The 17,746-nt window shown below is 73.1% G+C and carries 18 protein-coding genes; 4 read left to right on the forward strand and 14 right to left on the reverse strand.

The genetic code is table 11. The features are described from left to right. Positions 1 to 124: 124 nt before the first annotated feature. The 7 genes from Q1B24_RS20330 to Q1B24_RS20360 are packed head-to-tail and all read right to left on the reverse strand — an operon-like array spanning position 125 to position 4,748. Positions 125 to 541, reverse strand: coding sequence for a pilus assembly protein TadG-related protein (locus Q1B24_RS20330; RefSeq protein WP_299932155.1), 417 nt, complete (start codon positions 539 to 541; stop codon positions 125 to 127). A gap of 23 nt (positions 542 to 564) precedes the next feature. Further along, positions 565 to 1,068, reverse strand: coding sequence for a hypothetical protein (locus tag Q1B24_RS20335; RefSeq protein ID WP_299932158.1), 504 nt, complete (start codon positions 1,066 to 1,068; stop codon positions 565 to 567). Then, complete coding sequence (locus tag Q1B24_RS20340; RefSeq protein WP_299932161.1) at positions 1,065 to 1,460, reverse strand: TadE/TadG family type IV pilus assembly protein; 396 nt, start codon at positions 1,458 to 1,460, stop codon at positions 1,065 to 1,067. Before Q1B24_RS20340 ends, Q1B24_RS20335 begins: the two co-directional genes overlap by 4 nt. 6 nt (positions 1,461 to 1,466) lie before the next feature. Further along, entirely contained in the window at positions 1,467 to 1,652 is a 186-nt protein-coding gene (locus Q1B24_RS20345; protein ID WP_299932164.1) for a hypothetical protein, read from the reverse strand. Positions 1,653 to 1,687: 35 nt separating this feature from the next. Then, the gene (locus tag Q1B24_RS20350; RefSeq protein ID WP_299932167.1) at positions 1,688 to 2,629 is read right to left on the reverse strand and encodes a type II secretion system F family protein; all 942 of its coding nucleotides are present in this window, start codon (positions 2,627 to 2,629) and stop codon (positions 1,688 to 1,690) included. Next, complete coding sequence (locus tag Q1B24_RS20355) at positions 2,626 to 3,480, reverse strand: type II secretion system F family protein (protein WP_299932170.1); 855 nt, start codon at positions 3,478 to 3,480, stop codon at positions 2,626 to 2,628. The genes Q1B24_RS20350 and Q1B24_RS20355 overlap by 4 nt, the downstream gene beginning before the upstream one ends. After that, a complete protein-coding gene (locus Q1B24_RS20360; protein WP_299932173.1) occupies positions 3,480 to 4,748 on the reverse strand; it encodes an ATPase, T2SS/T4P/T4SS family in 1,269 nt (422 codons plus the stop codon). Before Q1B24_RS20360 ends, Q1B24_RS20355 begins: the two co-directional genes overlap by 1 nt. A gap of 192 nt (positions 4,749 to 4,940) precedes the next feature. On the opposite strand from Q1B24_RS20360, the gene Q1B24_RS20365 reads away from it, so the two are divergent. The 3 genes from Q1B24_RS20365 to Q1B24_RS20375 all read left to right on the forward strand — a co-directional run bounded on the left by Q1B24_RS20365 (position 4,941) and on the right by Q1B24_RS20375 (position 9,605). Then, positions 4,941 to 6,029 carry an SDR family oxidoreductase gene (locus Q1B24_RS20365; RefSeq protein WP_299932176.1) on the forward strand — a complete coding sequence of 363 codons (1,089 nt, stop codon included), beginning with the start codon at positions 4,941 to 4,943 and terminating at the stop codon, positions 6,027 to 6,029. A 73-nt stretch (positions 6,030 to 6,102) separates the two neighbouring features. After that, positions 6,103 to 8,190: a dehydrogenase gene (locus Q1B24_RS20370; RefSeq protein ID WP_299932179.1), complete on the forward strand. Its 2,088-nt coding sequence runs from the start codon at positions 6,103 to 6,105 to the stop codon at positions 8,188 to 8,190. Positions 8,191 to 8,234: 44 nt separating this feature from the next. Next, positions 8,235 to 9,605 carry a wax ester/triacylglycerol synthase family O-acyltransferase gene (locus Q1B24_RS20375; protein ID WP_299932182.1) on the forward strand — a complete coding sequence of 457 codons (1,371 nt, stop codon included), beginning with the start codon at positions 8,235 to 8,237 and terminating at the stop codon, positions 9,603 to 9,605. Here Q1B24_RS20375 and Q1B24_RS20380 read toward each other — a convergent pair. The 4 genes from Q1B24_RS20380 to ligD (Q1B24_RS20395) all read right to left on the reverse strand — a co-directional run bounded on the left by Q1B24_RS20380 (position 9,535) and on the right by ligD (Q1B24_RS20395) (position 13,355). Beyond that, a complete protein-coding gene (locus tag Q1B24_RS20380) occupies positions 9,535 to 10,725 on the reverse strand; it encodes an FAD/NAD(P)-binding oxidoreductase (RefSeq protein ID WP_299932186.1) in 1,191 nt (396 codons plus the stop codon). The genes Q1B24_RS20375 and Q1B24_RS20380 overlap by 71 nt on opposite strands. A gap of 33 nt (positions 10,726 to 10,758) precedes the next feature. Further along, on the reverse strand, positions 10,759 to 11,451 hold the full coding sequence (locus Q1B24_RS20385; protein ID WP_299932190.1) for a response regulator transcription factor: 693 nt from the start codon (positions 11,449 to 11,451) through the stop codon (positions 10,759 to 10,761). Between the two features lie 90 nt (positions 11,452 to 11,541). Then, positions 11,542 to 12,444 (reverse strand): non-homologous end-joining DNA ligase, encoded by a 903-nt coding sequence (gene ligD / locus Q1B24_RS20390; RefSeq protein ID WP_299932194.1) that lies wholly within the window; start codon positions 12,442 to 12,444, stop codon positions 11,542 to 11,544. Beyond that, a complete protein-coding gene (ligD, locus tag Q1B24_RS20395; protein WP_299932298.1) occupies positions 12,441 to 13,355 on the reverse strand; it encodes a non-homologous end-joining DNA ligase in 915 nt (304 codons plus the stop codon). Before ligD (Q1B24_RS20395) ends, ligD (Q1B24_RS20390) begins: the two co-directional genes overlap by 4 nt. 84 nt (positions 13,356 to 13,439) lie before the next feature. Between ligD (Q1B24_RS20395) and Q1B24_RS20400 the strand changes: the two genes are divergently transcribed. Beyond that, on the forward strand, positions 13,440 to 14,432 hold the full coding sequence (locus Q1B24_RS20400) for a Ku protein (RefSeq protein WP_299932197.1): 993 nt from the start codon (positions 13,440 to 13,442) through the stop codon (positions 14,430 to 14,432). Positions 14,433 to 14,705: 273 nt separating this feature from the next. On the opposite strand, the gene Q1B24_RS20405 is transcribed toward Q1B24_RS20400, so the two are convergent. Genes Q1B24_RS20405 through Q1B24_RS20415 form a run of 3 tightly spaced genes read right to left on the reverse strand, consistent with a single transcriptional unit; the run spans position 14,706 to position 17,658 of the window. Beyond that, a complete protein-coding gene (locus Q1B24_RS20405; protein ID WP_299932200.1) occupies positions 14,706 to 16,169 on the reverse strand; it encodes a carboxyl transferase domain-containing protein in 1,464 nt (487 codons plus the stop codon). After that, positions 16,166 to 17,368 (reverse strand): CoA transferase, encoded by a 1,203-nt coding sequence (locus tag Q1B24_RS20410; protein ID WP_299932203.1) that lies wholly within the window; start codon positions 17,366 to 17,368, stop codon positions 16,166 to 16,168. Before Q1B24_RS20410 ends, Q1B24_RS20405 begins: the two co-directional genes overlap by 4 nt. An 8-nt stretch (positions 17,369 to 17,376) precedes the next feature. Further along, the gene (locus Q1B24_RS20415) at positions 17,377 to 17,658 is read right to left on the reverse strand and encodes a hypothetical protein (RefSeq protein ID WP_299932206.1); all 282 of its coding nucleotides are present in this window, start codon (positions 17,656 to 17,658) and stop codon (positions 17,377 to 17,379) included. Positions 17,659 to 17,746: the final 88 nt, after the last annotated feature.

Genomic DNA, 17,746 nt, shown 5'->3' on the forward strand with positions numbered 1-17,746 from the left:
AGACGCCACGCCCGCACCGCGTAGTGTCACCGATGTCCTGAGACATATGTGTCACCGATGTCCTGAGACATCACACGAGGTTCGGACCGACGGTCCTCATGACGTCCCGTGGTCGCGGCTCGCCTCAGCCGCCCGGCACGACCGTGACGGCCGCCGTGCTGCTGGCGCCGATGGTCGGGCTGCGGGGCGAGCCGGGGATCGTGAGCGGCAGCTCGAGGGGTGCGCTCAGCCGGACCGTGACGGAACGACCGACCGGGTCGACGCGTACGCCGACGGCGATGCCGGGGTATCTCGCGCCCGCGTCGGCGCGGGCGAGGTAGTCGCGCACCGCGGCCTCGACCGCCGCCTCCTGCTGGGTGAGGCGGTCACCGTCGAGGCCCTGCTCGTAGATGCCGGCCGCGCCGAGGTCGGCGCCGTAGAGGGCAGCGCCGTCGGCGAGGTTGTCGAGTCCCTGGCGCTGGAGGTAGGCCGCGGACGCGTCGATGACCACGACGATCGCCATCAGCAGGATGCTCGCGAAGCCGATGATCAGGAGCGTCACCTGCCCCTGCTCGTCGCGGCGCCTCATCGCTCGTCCGCCCCGTCCGTCCCGCCGTCGGACCCACCGTCGGAGCCGCTCTCGACGTACTGCCCGATCGGCACCGTGTGGGTCGCGTCGAGCGAGAAGACGGCGGCACCCTTGCCGAGGATCGCCGGGAAGAACGGCAGCTCCACCCCGGAGTCGACGCGCACCGTGATGACCGAGGTCCCGACGTGGCAGTTGCCGGCGGGGGCGTCGCAGGTGACGCTCACGCGGGCGCGCTGGCCGGGGGTGCCCTGGTCGGCGAGGACCTGGCGTACGACGGCCTCGGCCCGGGTCGCCCCGGTCGCGTCGTCGGGTGCCAGGGCGTAGGCCCGTCCGGCGGCACGGGCGGCCGCACTGGTGGCGAACGCGCCCTGCTGCACCTCGAACACCGAGATCACGATCCAGATGAGCGGTACCAGCAGGATGATCGCGAGCCAGCTGAGCTCGACGAGGGCCGAGCCGCGCTCGTCGCGCGTCCTCGCGGTCGGGCGCGGCCGGGTCACGGCGGCGCCACCTCCGCGATGGCGTGCCCGGACACCCGGACGGGCACGCCCGCTCCGCCGAACCCGAGCAGGCTCACGTCAGCCGTGACGACGGCCTCGTAGCCCGGCGCTCCGCCGACGAGCGCTGGGCGCACGGTCACCGAACGGACGAAGTCCCGCGACAGGGCACCGCTCACCAGCTCCTGCACCTTCGCCCGGCCCGCCGGCGCCGACGAACCGGCGACCGCGGCGTGCCGGGCCCCCTCGGCCGCTGCGGACGCGAGGGTGTTGCGCACGTGGAGCACCAGCGCGAGCTGGAGGATGCCGATGACCGGCGGGAGCAGGACGAGCAGGACGAGGACGAAGTCGACGACCGCTGCCCCGCGCTCGCCGGCGCGGGAGCGGCGAGGCACGTCGGCCTAGCCGCTGACCATCGCGAACGCCCGCGACAGCAGCGCACGCAGCTCGTCGCTGACGAACGGGGTGAGCGCGGCGACCACGATGGCGGTCATCAGCGTGACCATCACCCAGCCGGGCACGTCGCCGCGCTCGTCGCGTGGGCGTGCCGTCAGCAGGAGGAGGAGTCCCGAGAGGGACGGGTGCATGGCGTGTCCTTTCGTTGGAGTCGTCAGGGAAGGCGTCAGGGGGTGGTGAGCCGCAGGCCCAGCACCCCCGGGTAGAAGGCGAACAGGATCGTCACGGGCAGCACGAAGAACACGACGGGCGCCATCATCGCGATCTCCTTGCGGGCGGCGGTCTCGATGAGCAGGCGCCGACCGGCCTCTCGTACGTCGGCGGCCTGGGCGTGCAGGACGTCGGCCAGCGGGGTGCCACGCTCCATGGCCACGGTGATGCCGGTGGCGAACCGGGCCACGATCGGCAGGCCGGTGGAGCGGGCGAGCGACTCGAACGCGGCCCCGACCGGCTCCCCGGTGCGGATCCGGGCCAGCACCTGGGCGAGGTCGTCGGAGAGGGCGCCGTTGCTGCGGCGTACGACCCGGTCGAGCGCGGACACGGGGCTCTCGCCTGCCGCGACCGACAGCGCCAGCAGCTCGGCGACCGTGGGGAACTCGACGAGGACCTGACGCTCACGGTTCTTGACCTGGGTGCTGAGCCGGTTGTCGCGGAGGAAGACGCCGCAGACGAATCCGAGCACGCAGAACACCGCACCCGAGCCGACGCTGCCGACGCCGCCCAGCGCCCGCAGCAGGACGACGGCGGCAGCGGCCGCGAAGCCGACCAGCCCCCAGACGACCTGCTCGATGCGGAAGTCCTGGACGGTGCGGTCGAGGCCGGCGCGCTGGAGGCGGCGGCGTACGGACGTGCTGCCGCCGAGCACCCGCTCGACCAGGTCGGCGGCCCGGCGCAGCAGCGGGCCGAAGATGCCCGCGGCCGCCGAGGTGGGCGTGGACGTGACGGGCCGCAGGACGGAGGTCTCGTCGAGGCGCGGCACGTCGCGCAGGTAGGGCAGGACCCGCACCGAGAGCTGCGGGCGGCGCAGCACCGCGACCCGCAGCCCGACGAGGAGCAGCCCGGCTCCGGCCACGGCTCCGAGCAGGGCACCCCACACGGCGGTGCTCACGACAGGATCCGCTTCTCGGTCGGCAACCGCCCGATGCGCATCATCGAGACGTAGGCGAGGACGCAGACGCCGAACCCGATGCCCAGCACGAGCACGCCGCCGGGCGTGGCGTACTGCCGGATCGCGGTGGTCTGGAACGACATCAGCAGCAGCACGATCCACGGCGCGGCGACGGCCAGGCGGGCGCCGTTGACCGTCCAGGCCTGGCGCGACTCGAGCTCGGAGCGGGTGCGTGCGTCGTCGCGCAGGAAGCCGGAGAGGTTGCGCAGCAGTCGGCCGAGGTCGCCGCCGCCGACCTCGCGCGCGAGCCGCAGCCCCTCGATGACCCGGTCGCCGACGGGGTCGGCCAGGCGGTCCTTGAGCCGGTCGAGGCACTCGCCGAACCGGCCGGTGACCTGGTAGTCGAGGGCGAACTGCGCGAAGTCGGCGCGCAGGGCCTCGGGCCCGTTGGTGCCGAGCGCGGCGACGGCGTCGGGCAGGGAGAGGCCGGCGCGGACCGCGCTGGCGAGGTTGTCGACCGCCTCGGGCCACACCTCGGCGAAGTCACGGAGCCGACGGGCGGCTCGCTGGCGCAGGACGGCGACCGGGAGGTAGGCGGCCATGGTGGCGAAGACGAACGAGACCGGGACGGTCCGCGAGACGGCCTGGACGAGCGCGAACGCCACGGCGAAGAGCACCGCGCACAACGACAGCACGCTCGCCGGCGTGACGTCGGCGAGCCCCGCCCGGCCGAGGAGACGGCCCAGCGCCGTGGAGGTCGGAGCGGTCGACCGCGGGCGCCGCGGGAGCACGAAGGCGGACCAGATCAGCAGCAGGCCGACGCCCACCCCGAGACCGACGAGGGCGCCCATCAGCGCCCCACCTCCCCGGAGGCGAGCAGCTCGTGGACGTCGATGCCGACCCGCTCGTAGCGCTCGACCTGCGCCGGCACCCCTCCGGTGCGTCTCAGGTCGGCGCCGTGCCGCACGAAGATCGGCTCGACCTCGATGACGTCGGCCTCGACCCGCCCCGGCACGGACACGATCTCGTTGACGCGGCGTACGCCGTCGGCGCCGAGGCCGAGGTGGACGACGAGGTCGACGCTCGTGGCCACCGTCGGCACCACGAAGCGGGCGGAGATGTTGTCACCGGCCAGCAACGGCAGGGTGCACATCTTGACCAGCGCCTCGCGCGCACTGTTGGCGTGGAGGGTGCACATGCCGGGCAGGCCGGAGTTGAGGGCCAGCAGCAGGTCGAGGCACTCGGCCGCACGGACCTCGCCGACGAGGATCCGGCTCGGCCGCATCCGGAGGGCCTCCTTCACCAGGTCGCGCAGCACGATCTCGCCGGTCTGCTCGAGCCCGGCCTGCCGGGTCTGCATCGCGACCCAGTCGGGGTGGGAGAAGCGCAGCTCGAAGACTTCCTCCGCACTCACCACCCGTTCGCCACCGGGCACCGCGGCGGCGAGGCAGTTGAGCATGGTGGTCTTGCCGGCCTGGGTGCCGCCCGCGACGAGGACGTTGAGCCCGGCCCGCACCGATGCCTCGAGGAAGCGCGCCGCCTGGGGCGTGAGGCTTCCCAGCGAGACGAGGTCGGACAGTCGGTGGGCGCGCAGCAGGAACTTGCGGATGTTGACCGCGGTGAAGCCGCGCGTGATGCCTTCGAGGACGACGTGGAGGCGGTGGCCCTCGGGCAGCATGGCGTCGACGAACGGGGTGGAGATGTCTAGCCGGCGCCCGCTGGACTTGAGCATCCGCTCGACGAGCTCGTTGACCTGCGCGGCGTCGAGGCGGAGGTTGGTCAGCTCGTGGCGGCCGCGGCGGGCGATGAAGACCCGGCTGGGGTCGTTGATCCAGATCTCCTCGACCTCCGGGTCGTCGAGGAAGGGCTGGAGCGGGCCGAACCCCGACACCCGCGCGACCAGCTCGCCGACCATGGCGCCGTCGTCGGCGACGGGCGCCACGGCGCCGGTGAGGCTGAGGTCGTCGTGGTCGCGGACGACGTCCTCGGCGATGCGGCGAACGACCCCGGCCTCGCGCTGCGGGTCGACGCCCTCGCGTCGGACGCGCTCGCGCACCTGGAGGTCGAGCCGCTCGACGAGGTCGTCGGCGTGCGGTCGCGTGATGCGATCAACGGCCATCGTGCGGCACCTGCTTCCCCGAGAACGTGCTTTGTCACGCTACCCAGCGCGAGCCGTCCGGAAACAGGGGTGAAGCAAAGGTTGTGGAGAACCTGACCCATGCCGTCGGCGGCCGGGACGTTCGGCACTGGTGACGACCCCCGCGGGGCCGAAAGGCTGGGGGTACCGACGACCACGAGGTGTGAGCGACCCATGAGCGCACTGCTGATGACCGGGTTCCCCGGCTTCCTCGGATCCGCCCTGCTCGGCCGCCTGCTGGCACGGCGCCCGGGCACCACCGCGACCTGCCTGGTGCCGCAGCGCCACCTGGCGCTCGCCCGGGAGCGGCTGGCGGCGATCGAGCTCGACGAACCGCACGTCGCGGGCCGCGTCCGGCTCGTCGTCGGCGACCTCACCGCACCGGGCCTCGGTCTCGACGCGGGCGAGGAGGGCCTGCTCGAGGACGTCACCGAGGTGTGGCACCTCGCCGCGGTCTACGACCTCGCCGTCGGCGAGGAGGTGGCCCACCGCGTCAACGTCGACGGCACCGACCGGGTCCTCGACCTCTGCCGCAACCTGCCCGGGCTCCAGCGGCTGCACCACGTCAGCACCTGCTACGTCAGCGGCCGGTACGACGGCGAGTTCGGCGAGGACGACCTCGACGTCGGACAGACCTTCCGCAACCACTACGAGTCGACCAAGCACGAGGCGGAGCTGCTGGTCCGCAAGGCGATGGCCGCCGGGCTGCCCGCGACCATCTACCGCCCCGGCATCGTCGTCGGTGACTCCCGCACCGGGGAGACCCAGAAGTACGACGGCCCCTACTTCCTGGCCACCTTCCTGCGCCGCCAGCTCCCGGTCGCCGTCGTGCCCGCCGTGGCCGATCCCGACGCCGTCCGCTTCTGCCTGGTGCCGCGGGACTTCGTCATCGACGCGATGGACCGGCTGTCGGTGCTGCCCGAGTCGGAGGGCCGGACGTACGCCCTGACCGACCCCGACCCACCCACCGCCCGCCAGCTCGTCGACGCCTTCGCCCGCCGCCTGCACAAGCGGGTCGTCTGGGTGCCGCTCCCCCTGGGCGTGACGAGGGCCGCAGTGTCGCTGCCCCTGGCCGAGCGGCTGATGGGGCTCCCGGTCGAGGCGCTCGACTACTTCGCCTCCCCCACCACCTACGACACGACGCGCACCACGACCGACCTCGCCGGGACGGGCCTCAGCTGCCCGCGCTTCGAGGACTACGCCGACCGGTTGCTCGACTTCATGCTCGCGCACCCCGAGCACGACTCCGCGGCCATGGCGTGACCCCGGCAGCGCGCAACCGGCCCCACCACCCGACCCACCAGCGGACCGACCACCCGACCTCGGAAGGACCGACATGACACCCAGCACGACCGTGGTCCTCGAGCTCAGCCTGGACGGCCCCGAACGGGACCACGACACCCGCGTCACCTTCCTCGGGCAGCGCTTCCGGATCGTCCGCCGCGGCACGTCGGGCGATCTCGACGCGGCCACCGAGCTGGTCCGCGAGTGGGCGCCGACGGCGCGTGCCGTCGCGCTCACGGGCATCCGCGAGGCGCAGGCGGCGGGCCGGTACGCCGGCCCGGCCGACGCGGCCCGCAGGCGCATCACCCGCGAGGCGGGGTCCACCCCGGTCACCGAGGGCGACCAACTCCTCGAGGTGCTGCAGGAGTGGGCCGTCCGACGCGTCGACACCGAGCTGCCCGGCCACCTCACCAACGCGCGCACGGTCGTGCTGGGCGGACGCAACCACGAGCGCACGACCCGCATCCTGCGCGAGCACACCGACAACATCGAGCTCGCCGACCCGCTCCTGCGTCTCGACCTGTCCGACCGGCTGCACGCCAACCCGGTCGTCGGGCTCGCCGCCGACGTGCTCGGCGAGGTCGGCGCCCTGCCGGCACGGATGGTGCCGTACGCCCTGCGCACCCGGCTCCTCTCGCCCGCCCGTCAGGCGGCCCACGCGATGGCGCGCCGGGCCGCGCGGGACTGCGACGTGCTGGTGGCGACGTACGCCGAGCTGGCGGGGTTCGGGCTCGAGGACCTGGCCGGCAAGACGCTGATCACCTCGGCGATCGACGACCACCGCCTGGCCGAGCTCGGCGACCGGGGCGTCGACCTGGTCGTCGACATCACGCCCCAGCCGTTCGCCGTGGTCGTCGAGGCAGCCGTGCTCGAGGCACTGATGATCGCGTCGGTCGACGGCAACGCGCTCACCGACGACGACCTGCTGGACATGATCGTCGGCGCCGACCTGGAGCCCCGGCTGCTCCACCCCAACGGCCCGCGCCGCAAGAGCCGGTTCGCCTTCGTGATCCACCCGCTGTCGCAGCAGTACTTCCGCAACGTCGAGCCCCTGCGCACGGTCTCCCGGCTGGCCCCGCAGCCGGTGATGGACCTGGTGGAGAAGGTGGTGGCCTACAGTCCGCCGTTCACCTACAGCCACGTCACCGGCATCACCTCGCCGACCGGCGCCGAGGCGGAGGGCTGGCTCATCACCGTGGGCGGCACCCCGCGCGAGATGATGGCCCACGACCCCGAGTTCACCTATCGCCGGCTGCTGTCGGCGGCCGAGACGGCCCGCAAGCTCGGCGCCCAGATCATGGGGCTGGGCGCCTTCACCAAGGTGGTGGGCGACGCCGGGGTGACCGTGGCCCGCCAGGCGCCGCTGCCCGTCACCACCGGCAACAGCTACAGCGCGTCCGCGGCGCTCTGGGCGGCCCACGAGGCGTTGCACCGGCTCGACCTCGTCGAGGTCGGTGCCGACGGCGTCCTCGAGGGCAACGCGATGGTGGTCGGGGCGACGGGAGCGATCGGCTCGGTCTGCGCGCGCCTGCTGGCGGTCGCCGGGGCGCGGCTGTGGCTGGTGTCCCCGGAGTCGGCGAAGCTGCTGGCGCTCAAGGCGCTGATCGAGCGGGAGCACCCCGGCACCGAGGTCCACGTCGCGACCAGCCCCGACGGCGCGCTCCCCGGGATGGACCTCGTCGTGACCGCCACGTCGGGTGCCGGCAAGCGCGTCCTCGACATCACGGCCGTCAAGCCGGGCTGCGTCATCACCGACGTCGCCCGCCCGCTGGACCTCTCGGCGGAGGACGTCGCGAAGCGGCCGGACGTCCTGGTGATCGAGTCGGGCGAGATCGAGCTCCCCGGCCACGTGCGGATGCGCGACATCGGCCTGCCGGACGGCGTGGTGTACGCCTGCCTGGCCGAGACCGTGGTGCTGGCCCTCGAGGGCCGCTACGAGTCCTTCACTGTCGGGCGCAACATCGAGTGGGAGAAGGTCAAGGAGATCTACCGGCTCGGACTCAGGCACGGCATGCGCCTGGCGACGATCTCGGGCGTGAACGGCGTCGTCACCGCCGAGGACCTCGAGCAGGTGCGCGCACTCGCGCTGGCGGCCCGCGCCGGGACCGCGCCCAGCGACCTCGCCGGAGCGGTGCCATGACCAGCAGCGGCACGCGAGGGAGCGGCACCGACACCCGGAGGACCATGAGCGGCGCCGACGCGATGTGGCTGCACGCCGACCGCCCCAACCACCTCATGGTCATCGACGGCATCATGTGGACCGCCGAACCCCTGGACCCGGCACGCCTGCGACGCACCGTGCAGGAGCGGCTGGTCGACGTCTACCCCGTCTTCCACCAACGCCCCGCGGCCCCGGCGCACCCGTGGGAGCTGCCGGGCTGGGAGGACGACCCCGACTTCTCCCTGTCCCACCACCTGCACCACGCGAAGCTCCGCAAGCCCGGTGGCGACGCCCAGCTGCGCGCGTTCCTGGAGAAGAAGGTCCGCCGGCCCCTCGACCGCACCCGACCACTGTGGGAGACGTGGGTGATCGACGGGTACGGCGGCGGGTCGGTCGTCTTCTCGCGGCTGCACCACGCCATGGCCGACGGGATCGCGCTGGCGCAGGTGATGCTGACCCTGACCGACCCCACCCCCGACGGGCAGGACCCGCCCCCTGAGGTCGACGTCCACCGGGCGGGGCGCCTCGGCTCGCTCGTCTCGTCGGCGACCGGGCTGCTGCGCGCCACCGCGAGCCTCCCGACGGCACCGGTCACGGCCCTCAAGGGGGTCGGGGTCACCCGCAAGCTGCTGCTCGACGTGCTGCCCGACTCGCGGTTCAGCCACGAGCCCGGCGTGGAGAAGCGGCTGGCCTGGACCCGCCCCCAGCCGCTGGCCGACGTCAAGGCGATCGGGAGGGCGACCGGGAGCACGGTCAACGACGTGCTGATCGCCGCGCTGTCGGGCGCCCTGACCCGCTACCTGCGCAGCTTCGACGAGTCGGTCGACCGGCTGACGACGATGGTCCCGGTCAACATCCGGCCCCCCGACCAGCCGCTGCCCCGTGAGCTCGGCAACAAGTTCGCCCTGGTCATGCTGCACCTGCCCACCGCCGACATGTCCCCGCGGCAGCGCCTCGATGAGGTGCACCGGCGCATGGAGCACATCAAGCACTCCCCCGAGGTGTTCATCACCTCGGCCGTGGCCGAGGGGATCGGCCACCTGCACGCCGTCGAGAAGCCGCTGGTCGACTTCTTCGCCGGCAAGGCGGTCGGGGTCACCACCAACGTGGCCGGACCGCAGCAGCCGCGCTACCTCGCCGGCGTCGAGGTGACGGGCGTGCTCGGGTGGGTGCCCGGCTCGGGCGGTCAGACGCTGGGCGTGTGCATCTTCAGCTACGCCGGGACGGTGCGGGTCGGCTTCAAGGTCGACGCAGCCACGGTGCCGCAGCCGGAACGGCTGGTCGCGCTCGTCGAGGCCGAACTGGACGCGCTGCGCCGGCTCGTCACACCCGACCGCGCAGGATCCGACGCCAGTAGACCTGCGGCAGCACGTAGCGGTCCACCCACCACGTGACCGCGCGCGGCACGGTCAGGTCGGGGAACGGCACGGTCGGTCGCGGCCGGCCGTCGCGGTCGACCTCGACGAGCATCAGCCGACGGCGCCCCGTCGTGATCGGCATGACGGTGTAGCCGTCGTAACGCTGCAGCGGGCGGCCGAGGCGGGCAGCCAGGATGTTGGGCGCCAGGACCGCCACCTGCTTGCGCAGCGCTCCCCCGGACGGTCGGGTGCCCAGGTCGGCCACGTCGCCGAGCGACCACACGTCCGGGAAGGAGTGGTGCCGCATCGTCTCCGGGTCGACGTCGACCAGACCGGCCGGGTGCTCGCCCGCCAACCCGGCGTCGACGACCCAGCGGGGCGCCCGGTAGCGCGGCACCACGTGGGCGAACGCGACGTCCTCGATCGTCTCCGCCCCCGTCGGCGTGGCCAGGGTGACGCCGCGGCCGTCGAGCCGGGCGACCGTCGACCCGCGGTGGACGCGGACGCCGTACGACGCCAGCGCCGCCTCGAGCCGCGCGTCCGGGCCGTCGAGTCCGAGCGGCGAGGCGCCGGGGAGCACCAGGTGCACGTCGACGTCCTCGAGCACCTCGGCGCGGCGCCAGTGGTCGCAGGCCATGAAGAGCGGCTTGAGCGCGGTGGCGCCGCACGGCGCCGGCTCGGGCGGGACGGTGAAGACCACCCGCCCGGACTGCAGGCCGCGCAGCGCCGGCCAGACCCGTGCCGCGGTGTCGTCGTCGAAGGTCGACGCCGCCCAGCCGGCGTCGTACGTCTCACGCAGGCCGGGGGTGGCGTCCCAGTCCTCGTCGAGCCCGGGACACACGACAAGGCTCCTGCACGTGAAGCGGCGCCCCGACCGGGTCAGGACCGACGGTCCCGCCGGGTCGACGGAGACGACCTCGTCGCGCAGCGTCGTACCTCCCTCCGGGACGACGGTGTCGGCCGGGCGCGAGAGCGACGACATGCGCGCCTCGCCCCCGCCGACGTAGCTCAGCAGCGGCCGGTAGCGGTGGACCGGCCGCGACTCGATGACCGCCACGTCGGGCGCGCCGTCGCGCAGCAGCCGGGCGGCCAGGGACGTGCCGGCGTTGCCGCCCCCGATGACCAGGACGTCGTGGTGCTGCGGGTTGTCGGGCACGCTCCCAAACTAGCCCCGGCGTCGCGAAGGGGCTCAGACCCCGGTCTCGAGGCGGAAGCCGACCCCGCGGATCGCGACGACCTTCTCACCGGCCGCGGCGGCCTCGAGCTTGCTGCGCAGGCGGCCGATGGTGACGTCGAGGGTCTTGGTCGAGCCATACCAGTTCTGGTCCCAGACCTCGTTCATGAGGGTCTCGCGGGGGACGACCTTGTCGTGGTTGTTGGCCAGGACTGCCAGGACGTCGAACTCCTTGGCGGTCAGCGCGATCTCGCGGTCGCCGAGGTGGACGCGGCGCGAGCCGGCATCGATCCGCAGGCCCGAGGAGGTGGTGACGGTGGAGTCGTCGGGCGCGGGGGCGCTGCCGCTGCGTCGCAGCAGCGCGCGCACGCGCGCGAGGAGCTCGGCGAGACCGAACGGCTTGGCGAGGTAGTCGTCGGCTCCGACGTCGAGGCCGACGACGCGGTCGAGCTCGCCGGCACGGGCGGTCACCATGATGATGCCGCCGAGGTAGCCCCCCGAGCGCATCTGGCGGCACACGTCGATGCCGTCCATGTCGGGCAGGCCCAGGTCGAGGATCACCACGGCGGGCCCCTCGCTCACGGCGAACGACACGGCATCGGCGCCCACGGACACGCGATTGACCTCGTAGCCCTCGCGCTCGAGCGTGCGCATGAGAGGGACGGCGATGTCTTCCTCGTCCTCAACCACCAGCACGTCGTGAGCCATGGCGATGAGCATAGATGCAGGTCCTGACGCGGGGGCCCGAATCCCGGGGGTCGTCGGACCAGGGCACCCGCACGGGGGGTCGGGCCGGGGTCAGGCCTCGAAGACGTCCCCCAGCTCGGCCACCCGCTCCAGCACCTGGTCCATGGTGAGCTGCTCGAGCGCCAGGTCGTCCTCGGCGCCCTCCTCCACCTCGTCCCACGTCAGCGGGGCGGCGACGGTCGGTCGCTCCCGACCGCGCAGCGAGTACGGCGAGATGGTCGTCTTCGAGCCGGAGTTCTGCGACCAGTCGAGGAACACCTTGCCGGGCCGCTTGGCCTTGGTCATCACGCTCGTGACGAGGTCGGGGTGCTCCTTCATCAGCTCCTCGGCGACCTCCTTCGCGAGCGCCGTGGTCCCGTCGCTGTCCAGGCTGCCGCGTCCGGTGGGCAGCGGGGCGTAGAGGTGGAGGCCCTTGCTGCCGCTGAGGACGGGCGTGCACCCGAGGTCGCGCGCGGCCAGCGCGTCGCGCACCATCAGCGCGACCTGGGCGCACTCGTGGAGCCCGGCCGGCTCGCCGGGGTCGAGGTCGATCACCAGGCGGTCGGGGTTGCGCGGCCGGCCCTTCGCGTCGACGGTCCACTGGTGCACGTGCAGCTCGAGCGCGGCGAGGTTGGCCAGCCAGGTGAGGGTGGCCAGGTCGTCGCAGATCGGGAAGCGGATGGTGCCGTCTCCCTTGCCGGACCGCGAGCCCGCGGTCGACACCTCGTGCGTCCGCACCCACGACGGCGTACCCGCGGGAGCGTTCTTCTCGAAGAAGCTCGCGCCCTCCACCCCGTGCGGCCAGCGGATCCGGGTCACCGCCCGGTCCTTCAGGTGCGGCAGCAGGACGGGTGAGACCTGCACGTAGTAGTTGAGGACCTCGCCCTTGGTGGTGCCCGTGCGTGGGTAGAGCACCTTGTCGAGGTTGCTGATCGTGAGCGTGCGGCCCTCGACGTCGACCTGGAGCTCGCTCACTGAAGGTCCTCCGGAGACAGGTCGTCGCGGACGCCCTGGAACGACGGCTGGCGCAGGCGCTCGTAGCCGAGCCCGTGGGTGTCGACGTCGACCACGACCCGCGGCTCGACCCAGAACGTGCCGGCGGCGTCGACGCGCGGCACCTCGTCGCCGAACGGGGACTCCCCCGTCGCCAGCGGCGCCAGCAGCGCGGCGAGCCGGGTGCTGGTGGCGCCGGCGATGCCGCTGCCCACGCGCCCGCGGTAGAGCAGGCCGTCGGGGGTCGGCTCTCCCACGAGCAGCGACGCCAGCCGGTCCGTCGTACCGACCTGCGGGCGCCAGCCGCCGACGACGAACGACCCGCGGTGGCGGTGGGCGAGCTTGCGCCAGTCCTCGCTGCGGGCGTCGAAGCGGTAGCGCGAGGAGCGGCGCTTGCTCACGACCCCCTCGAGCCCCTGCTGGAGGGTGGCGTCGAACAGCATGTCGCCGTCGTCGTACGCCGCTGGCACCTGCCACGTCGAGTCCGCGAGCGGCAGCCCCTCCAGCAGCGCGCGGCGCTCCTCCAGCGGGCGGCTGGTCAGGTCCTCCCCGTCGAGGCGCAGCAGGTCGAACACCATGAGCGTGGCGGGCACCGACCTCACCAGCCGTGCGACCTCCCGGGCATTGCGCACGTGCATGCGGTGCTGGAGCACGCGGAAGTCGGGGACGCCGCGCTCGTTGAGGGCGATCACCTCGCCGTCGACCAGGAGGTCGCGGTCGCCGAGCGGCGCTGCGGCGAGGTCGGGCCAGGCCGCGGTGACGTCGTTGTCGTTGCGGCTCGTCATGCGTACGACGCCGTCGCGGACGTCGACGAGCACGCGCACGCCGTCCCACTTGACCTCGTGCAGCCACTGCGCGCCGGTGGGGACGCGGTCGGTCTTGCTGGCGAGCATCGGGCGCACGCGTGCAGTCTGGCATCCCTGCGTCCCCCCATCTGGAGGGAGACGAGTGTCTGGAGTGACGGCTATCGTCGTGTCATGCGTGCGATCTGGAAGGGTGCCGTCTCCTTCGGCCTGGTCAGTGTGCCGGTCAAGCTCTATGCCGCCACGGAGAGCCACGACGTGTCGTTCCGGCAGGTGCACGCCAAGGACGGCGGCCGGATCAAGTACCAGCGCGTGTGCTCCCTCGACGGCGAGGAGGTGGCCTACGCCGACATCGCCAAGGGCTACGAGACCGAGGACGGCGAGATGGTCATCCTCACCGACGACGACATGGCCGAGCTGCCGTCGACGTCGTCGCGCGAGATCGCGGTGGAGAAGTTCGTGCCCCGCGAGCAGATCGATCCCCTGCTCTTCGAGAAGTCCTACTACCTCGAGCCCGAGGGTGCCGGGGCCAAGCCCTACGCCCTGCTGCGCCAGGCCCTCAAGGACGCCGACCGGATGGCCGTCGTCACCGTCGCGCTGCGCCAGCGCACCACCATCGCCGTGCTGCGCGTGCGCGAGACCGAGGCCGGGGAGGTCATCGTGCTGCAGACGATGATGTGGCCCGACGAGGTGCGCGTGCCCGACTTCAAGGTCGAGATCGACGACGCGAAGCCGCAGGAGGTCAAGATGGCCCACATGCTCGTCGAGACCCTCGCCGGCGACTTCGACGCGACCGAGTTCGAGGACGACTACGCCGGGGCCGTCGAGGCGCTCGTGAAGTCCAAGATCGAGGGCGGCGAGATCAAGCGCACCGAGACCTCGACCAGGACCTCGGGCGAGGTCGTCGACCTGCTCGCCGCGCTGCAGAAGTCCGTCGCCGCCGCCAAGACCGCGCGGGGTGAGGCGGACTCGTCCGACGACTCCACCGACGACTCCTCGGACGATTCCGACAAGCCGGCGAAGAAGTCGACGGCCCGGAAGTCGGCCGCCAAGAAGGCGCCGGCCAAGAAGGCGCCGGCGAAGAACGCTGCGGCCAAGAAGACCGCTGCCAAGAAGACGACCACCAAGAAGACCGCCGCGAAGAAGCAGGCCAAGAAGGCCAGCTGACCCCCCGGTCCTGGGCCGCCTGCTCGAGCCGCCCGTTCGAGGCGCCTGCTCGAGCGGTGGTCCACCCACCTTCTCGAGGTGCGGACCGTGGGCTGGCCACCGCCGCCCGGCGGGTCGGCGTACGACACGCGGCTGGGCGGTGCGTGAGGCAGGTTCCCGGGCCTCAGAAGCTGCGCCACGCACCGCTCAGCGACGAACGCCCACGCAGCGGTGCGTGAGGCACGTTCCCGGGCGCCAGAAGCTGCGCCACGCACCGCTCAGCGGCGGCATGCCTCAGGAGGCGTGGGCCACGGGCACCCGGCCGCCGAGCTCGCGCAGCCGCGCCCCGACCTCGGCCGCGACCGCGACCGCGAGGTCGTGCGGCGACTCGCCGTCGACCTCCGGGACGATGTGGTGCACGATGCCGTCGGCCAGGAGATCCACGGCGCGGACCCGCTGCTGGGTGGCCATCTCGGGCGCGTGGGTGACGTCGCCGTGCACGATCACGCTGGCGCCCTCGGGGGGCAGCGGCGAGAGCCAGGCGTGCTCGGTGGCGATGACCATCTGCGCCGGGAGCAGCGCGAGCGCTCCCCCGCCACAGCCCTGGCCGAGGACGACCGAGAGCGTCGGCACCCGCATCGTGGTGAGCGTGGCGATGCACCGCGCGATCTCGCCGGCGATGGCGCGCTCCTCCGCCTCGGGCGAGAGCTCGGCGCCGGGGGTGTCGATCACGGTGACCAGCGGCAGCCCGAGCTCCTCGGCCAGCCGCATGCCGCGGCGCGCCTCGCGCAGCGCCCCCGGCCCCATGAGGTGACCCGGCGTCTGGCGCGAGCGATCCTGTCCCACGACCACGCAGGGCTGGTCGTCGATGCGGGTCAGCGCGACCGTCACGGTGGAGTCGCGCTCGCCCTCGTCCGTGCCACGCAGCCGGACCGTGCCGGTGGCCCCGTGCGCGAGGAGGTCGCGCAGGCCGAGGCGATCCGCCGCCCGGGTGCGCTCGATGCTGTCCCAAGCCGGGTGGTCGCCCAGCAGGCGCTTCGGCCGCTGTCGCAGCCCTCCCGGGCCGGGCCGGTCGACCAGCACGCCGAGGGCGAGGTCGACCATGGCCGGGAGGTCCTCCGACGCGACCACCCCGTCGATCACGCCGGACGCCGCGAGGTGCTCGGCGACCTGGACGCCGGGTCGGAACGGACGACCGTTGAGCGCCTCGAAGACCTTCGGCCCGAGGAAGCCCACGAGCGCGCCCGGCTCGGCGACGGTCACGTGCCCGAGCGAGCCCCACGAGGCGTACACGCCGCCGGTGGTCGGGTGGCGGAGGTGCACGAGGTAGGGCAGCCCGGCCGCGCGATGGGCCATCAGCGCCCGGGAGATCTCGGCCATCCGGACGAACGCCGGCGTGCCCTCCTGCATGCGGGTGCCGCCCGACGCGGTGCTGGCGAGCAGGGGCAGGCCCTCCTCGGTGGCGCGGCGTACGGCCGCGATGATCCGGTCCGCCGCGACCCGACCGATCGAGCCGGCCAGGAAGCCGAACTCGTTGACGACGAACGCCACCGGACGCCCGCGCACCTCGCCGCGGCCGGTGAGCACCGACTCGTCGGTGCCGGCCTTGGCTGCAGCCGCCTCGAGGACGGCGCGGTAGCCGGCGTCGACCCCGCTCAGGTCTACCGGCTCGTCCCACGAGGCGTGGGTCCCGGGGTCGAGGACGAGGTCCAGCAGCTCGTGGGCGGTCCAGCGCTTCGCCCTCACCGGGGTCGTCACGCTCCCCCGCCTCCGACCCAGGCGCGGATCTCGTCGGCGTGCTGGTCGAGCAGCGGCGGGGCGACGTGGTCGCGGCGCGTCACCTCGGCACCCTCGGCGTCGAAGAACCGCAGCGGCGGGCCGGGCAGCGTCAGCCCACCGAGCGTGGGGTGCTCGACGTCGACGAGGAGGCCCTGGCTGGCGACCTGGTCCCACTCGTAGACCTCGTCGAGGGTCCGCACCTTGCCGGCCGGGATGCCGACCTCGGCGAGCCGGGCCAGCAGCGGCTCGGCGTCCCAGTCGGCGAACGCCTGCTCGACGACCGCGATGACCTCCTCGCGGCGGGCGACCCGCTCGCCGTTGGTGGCCATCCCGTCGGCGTCCGGGTCGAGCCCGAAGCCCGCGCAGAACTTCTTCCACAGCCCCTCGCTGCCGAGCGCGATCTGCACGGCGCCGTCGCGGCAGTGGAACAGCCCGTAGGGAGCGATCGAGGGGTGGTGGTTGCCCTGGGCGCGACCGACCTCGCCGGCCACGGTCCACCGGGTGCCCTGGAAGGCGTGCACGCCGACGACCGACGCGAGCAGCGACGTACGCACGACCGTGCCCTTGCCGGTGCGCTCGCGCTCGTGGAGCGCGGCGAGGACGCCGTAGGCGCCGTACATGCCCGAGAGCAGGTCCGCGATGGGTACGCCGACCCGCTGCGGGTCGTCGGGACCGGAGCCCGTCAGCGACATCAGCCCCGCCTCGCCCTGGGCGATCTGGTCGTAGCCGGCGCGGCCGCCCTCGGGGCCGTCGTGGCCGAAGCCGGTGATGGAGAGGACGACGAGGCGCGGGTTGCGCCGCATCAGCTCCTCGATGCCGAGGCCGAGACGCTCGAGGACGCCGGTGCGGAAGTTCTCGACGAGCACGTCGGCGCGCTCGACGAGGCCGACCAGCACGTCCTTGTCGCCCGCGTCCTTGAGATCGAGGGCGATGGACTCCTTGTTGCGGTTGGTGCAGAGGAAGTACGTCGACTGCCGGGCGTCGGGCTCGCCGACGAACGGCGGCCCCCAGCCGCGGGTGTCGTCGCCGCTGCCGGGTGCCTCCACCTTGATGACGCGGGCGCCGAGGTCGCCCAGCATCTGGGTGGCGTGAGGGCCGGCGAGCGCTCGGGTGAGGTCGACGACGAGGAGGTCGGAGAGCGGCCCGCTCGTGGCCGTAGTCGTGGAGGGGGAGGTCATGTGGGTGTTCACCATCCTGGGAGGACGAGGGCGGCCCAGACGAGCAGGGGGCCGACGAGGGTCACGATCGTGGCGTAGCCGAGGATCTGCTTGTAGTAGGTGTTCTCGTCGATGGTGTCCGGCCTGTTGGCCAGCATCAACGCACCGTTGGTGCTGAAGGGGCTGACGTCGACGATGGTGGAGCTGACGGCGAGCGCGGCGACGAAGAGGCCCGCGGACAGCCCGCCCTCGGCGACGAGCGGGATCGCGATCGGGCGAAGAGGGCGACCAGCGCGATGATCGCGATCCATTCCGGACCCATAGTTGTTGCCTTCCGAGTCGAGTGTCCGCACAGCGGGGCCGCGGGGGGTGGCCCTCGTCACAGTGCTGGCTCAGTGG

The sequence above is a fragment of the uncultured Nocardioides sp. genome (assembly GCF_947488025.1).
GTDB lineage: Bacteria > Actinomycetota > Actinomycetes > Propionibacteriales > Nocardioidaceae > Nocardioides.

Coding starts and splice junctions, on each gene's coding strand:
- Q1B24_RS20345 (WP_299932164.1), bottom strand. CDS start 1,652: ATGCACCCGTCCCTCTCGGGACTCCTCCTCCTGCTGACGGCACGCCCA.
- ligD (WP_299932298.1), bottom strand. CDS start 13,355: ATGCTCGCCAGCAAGACCGACCGCGTCCCCACCGGCGCGCAGTGGCTG.
- Q1B24_RS20360 (WP_299932173.1), bottom strand. CDS start 4,748: ATGGCCGTTGATCGCATCACGCGACCGCACGCCGACGACCTCGTCGAG.
- Q1B24_RS20355 (WP_299932170.1), bottom strand. CDS start 3,480: ATGGGCGCCCTCGTCGGTCTCGGGGTGGGCGTCGGCCTGCTGCTGATC.
- Q1B24_RS20400 (WP_299932197.1), top strand. CDS start 13,440: ATGCGTGCGATCTGGAAGGGTGCCGTCTCCTTCGGCCTGGTCAGTGTG.
- Q1B24_RS20375 (WP_299932182.1), top strand. CDS start 8,235: ATGAGCGGCGCCGACGCGATGTGGCTGCACGCCGACCGCCCCAACCAC.
- Q1B24_RS20365 (WP_299932176.1), top strand. CDS start 4,941: ATGAGCGCACTGCTGATGACCGGGTTCCCCGGCTTCCTCGGATCCGCC.
- Q1B24_RS20385 (WP_299932190.1), bottom strand. CDS start 11,451: ATGGCTCACGACGTGCTGGTGGTTGAGGACGAGGAAGACATCGCCGTC.
- Q1B24_RS20370 (WP_299932179.1), top strand. CDS start 6,103: ATGACACCCAGCACGACCGTGGTCCTCGAGCTCAGCCTGGACGGCCCC.
- Q1B24_RS20410 (WP_299932203.1), bottom strand. CDS start 17,368: ATGACCTCCCCCTCCACGACTACGGCCACGAGCGGGCCGCTCTCCGAC.
- Q1B24_RS20415 (WP_299932206.1), bottom strand. CDS start 17,658: ATGGATCGCGATCATCGCGCTGGTCGCCCTCTTCGCCCGATCGCGATC.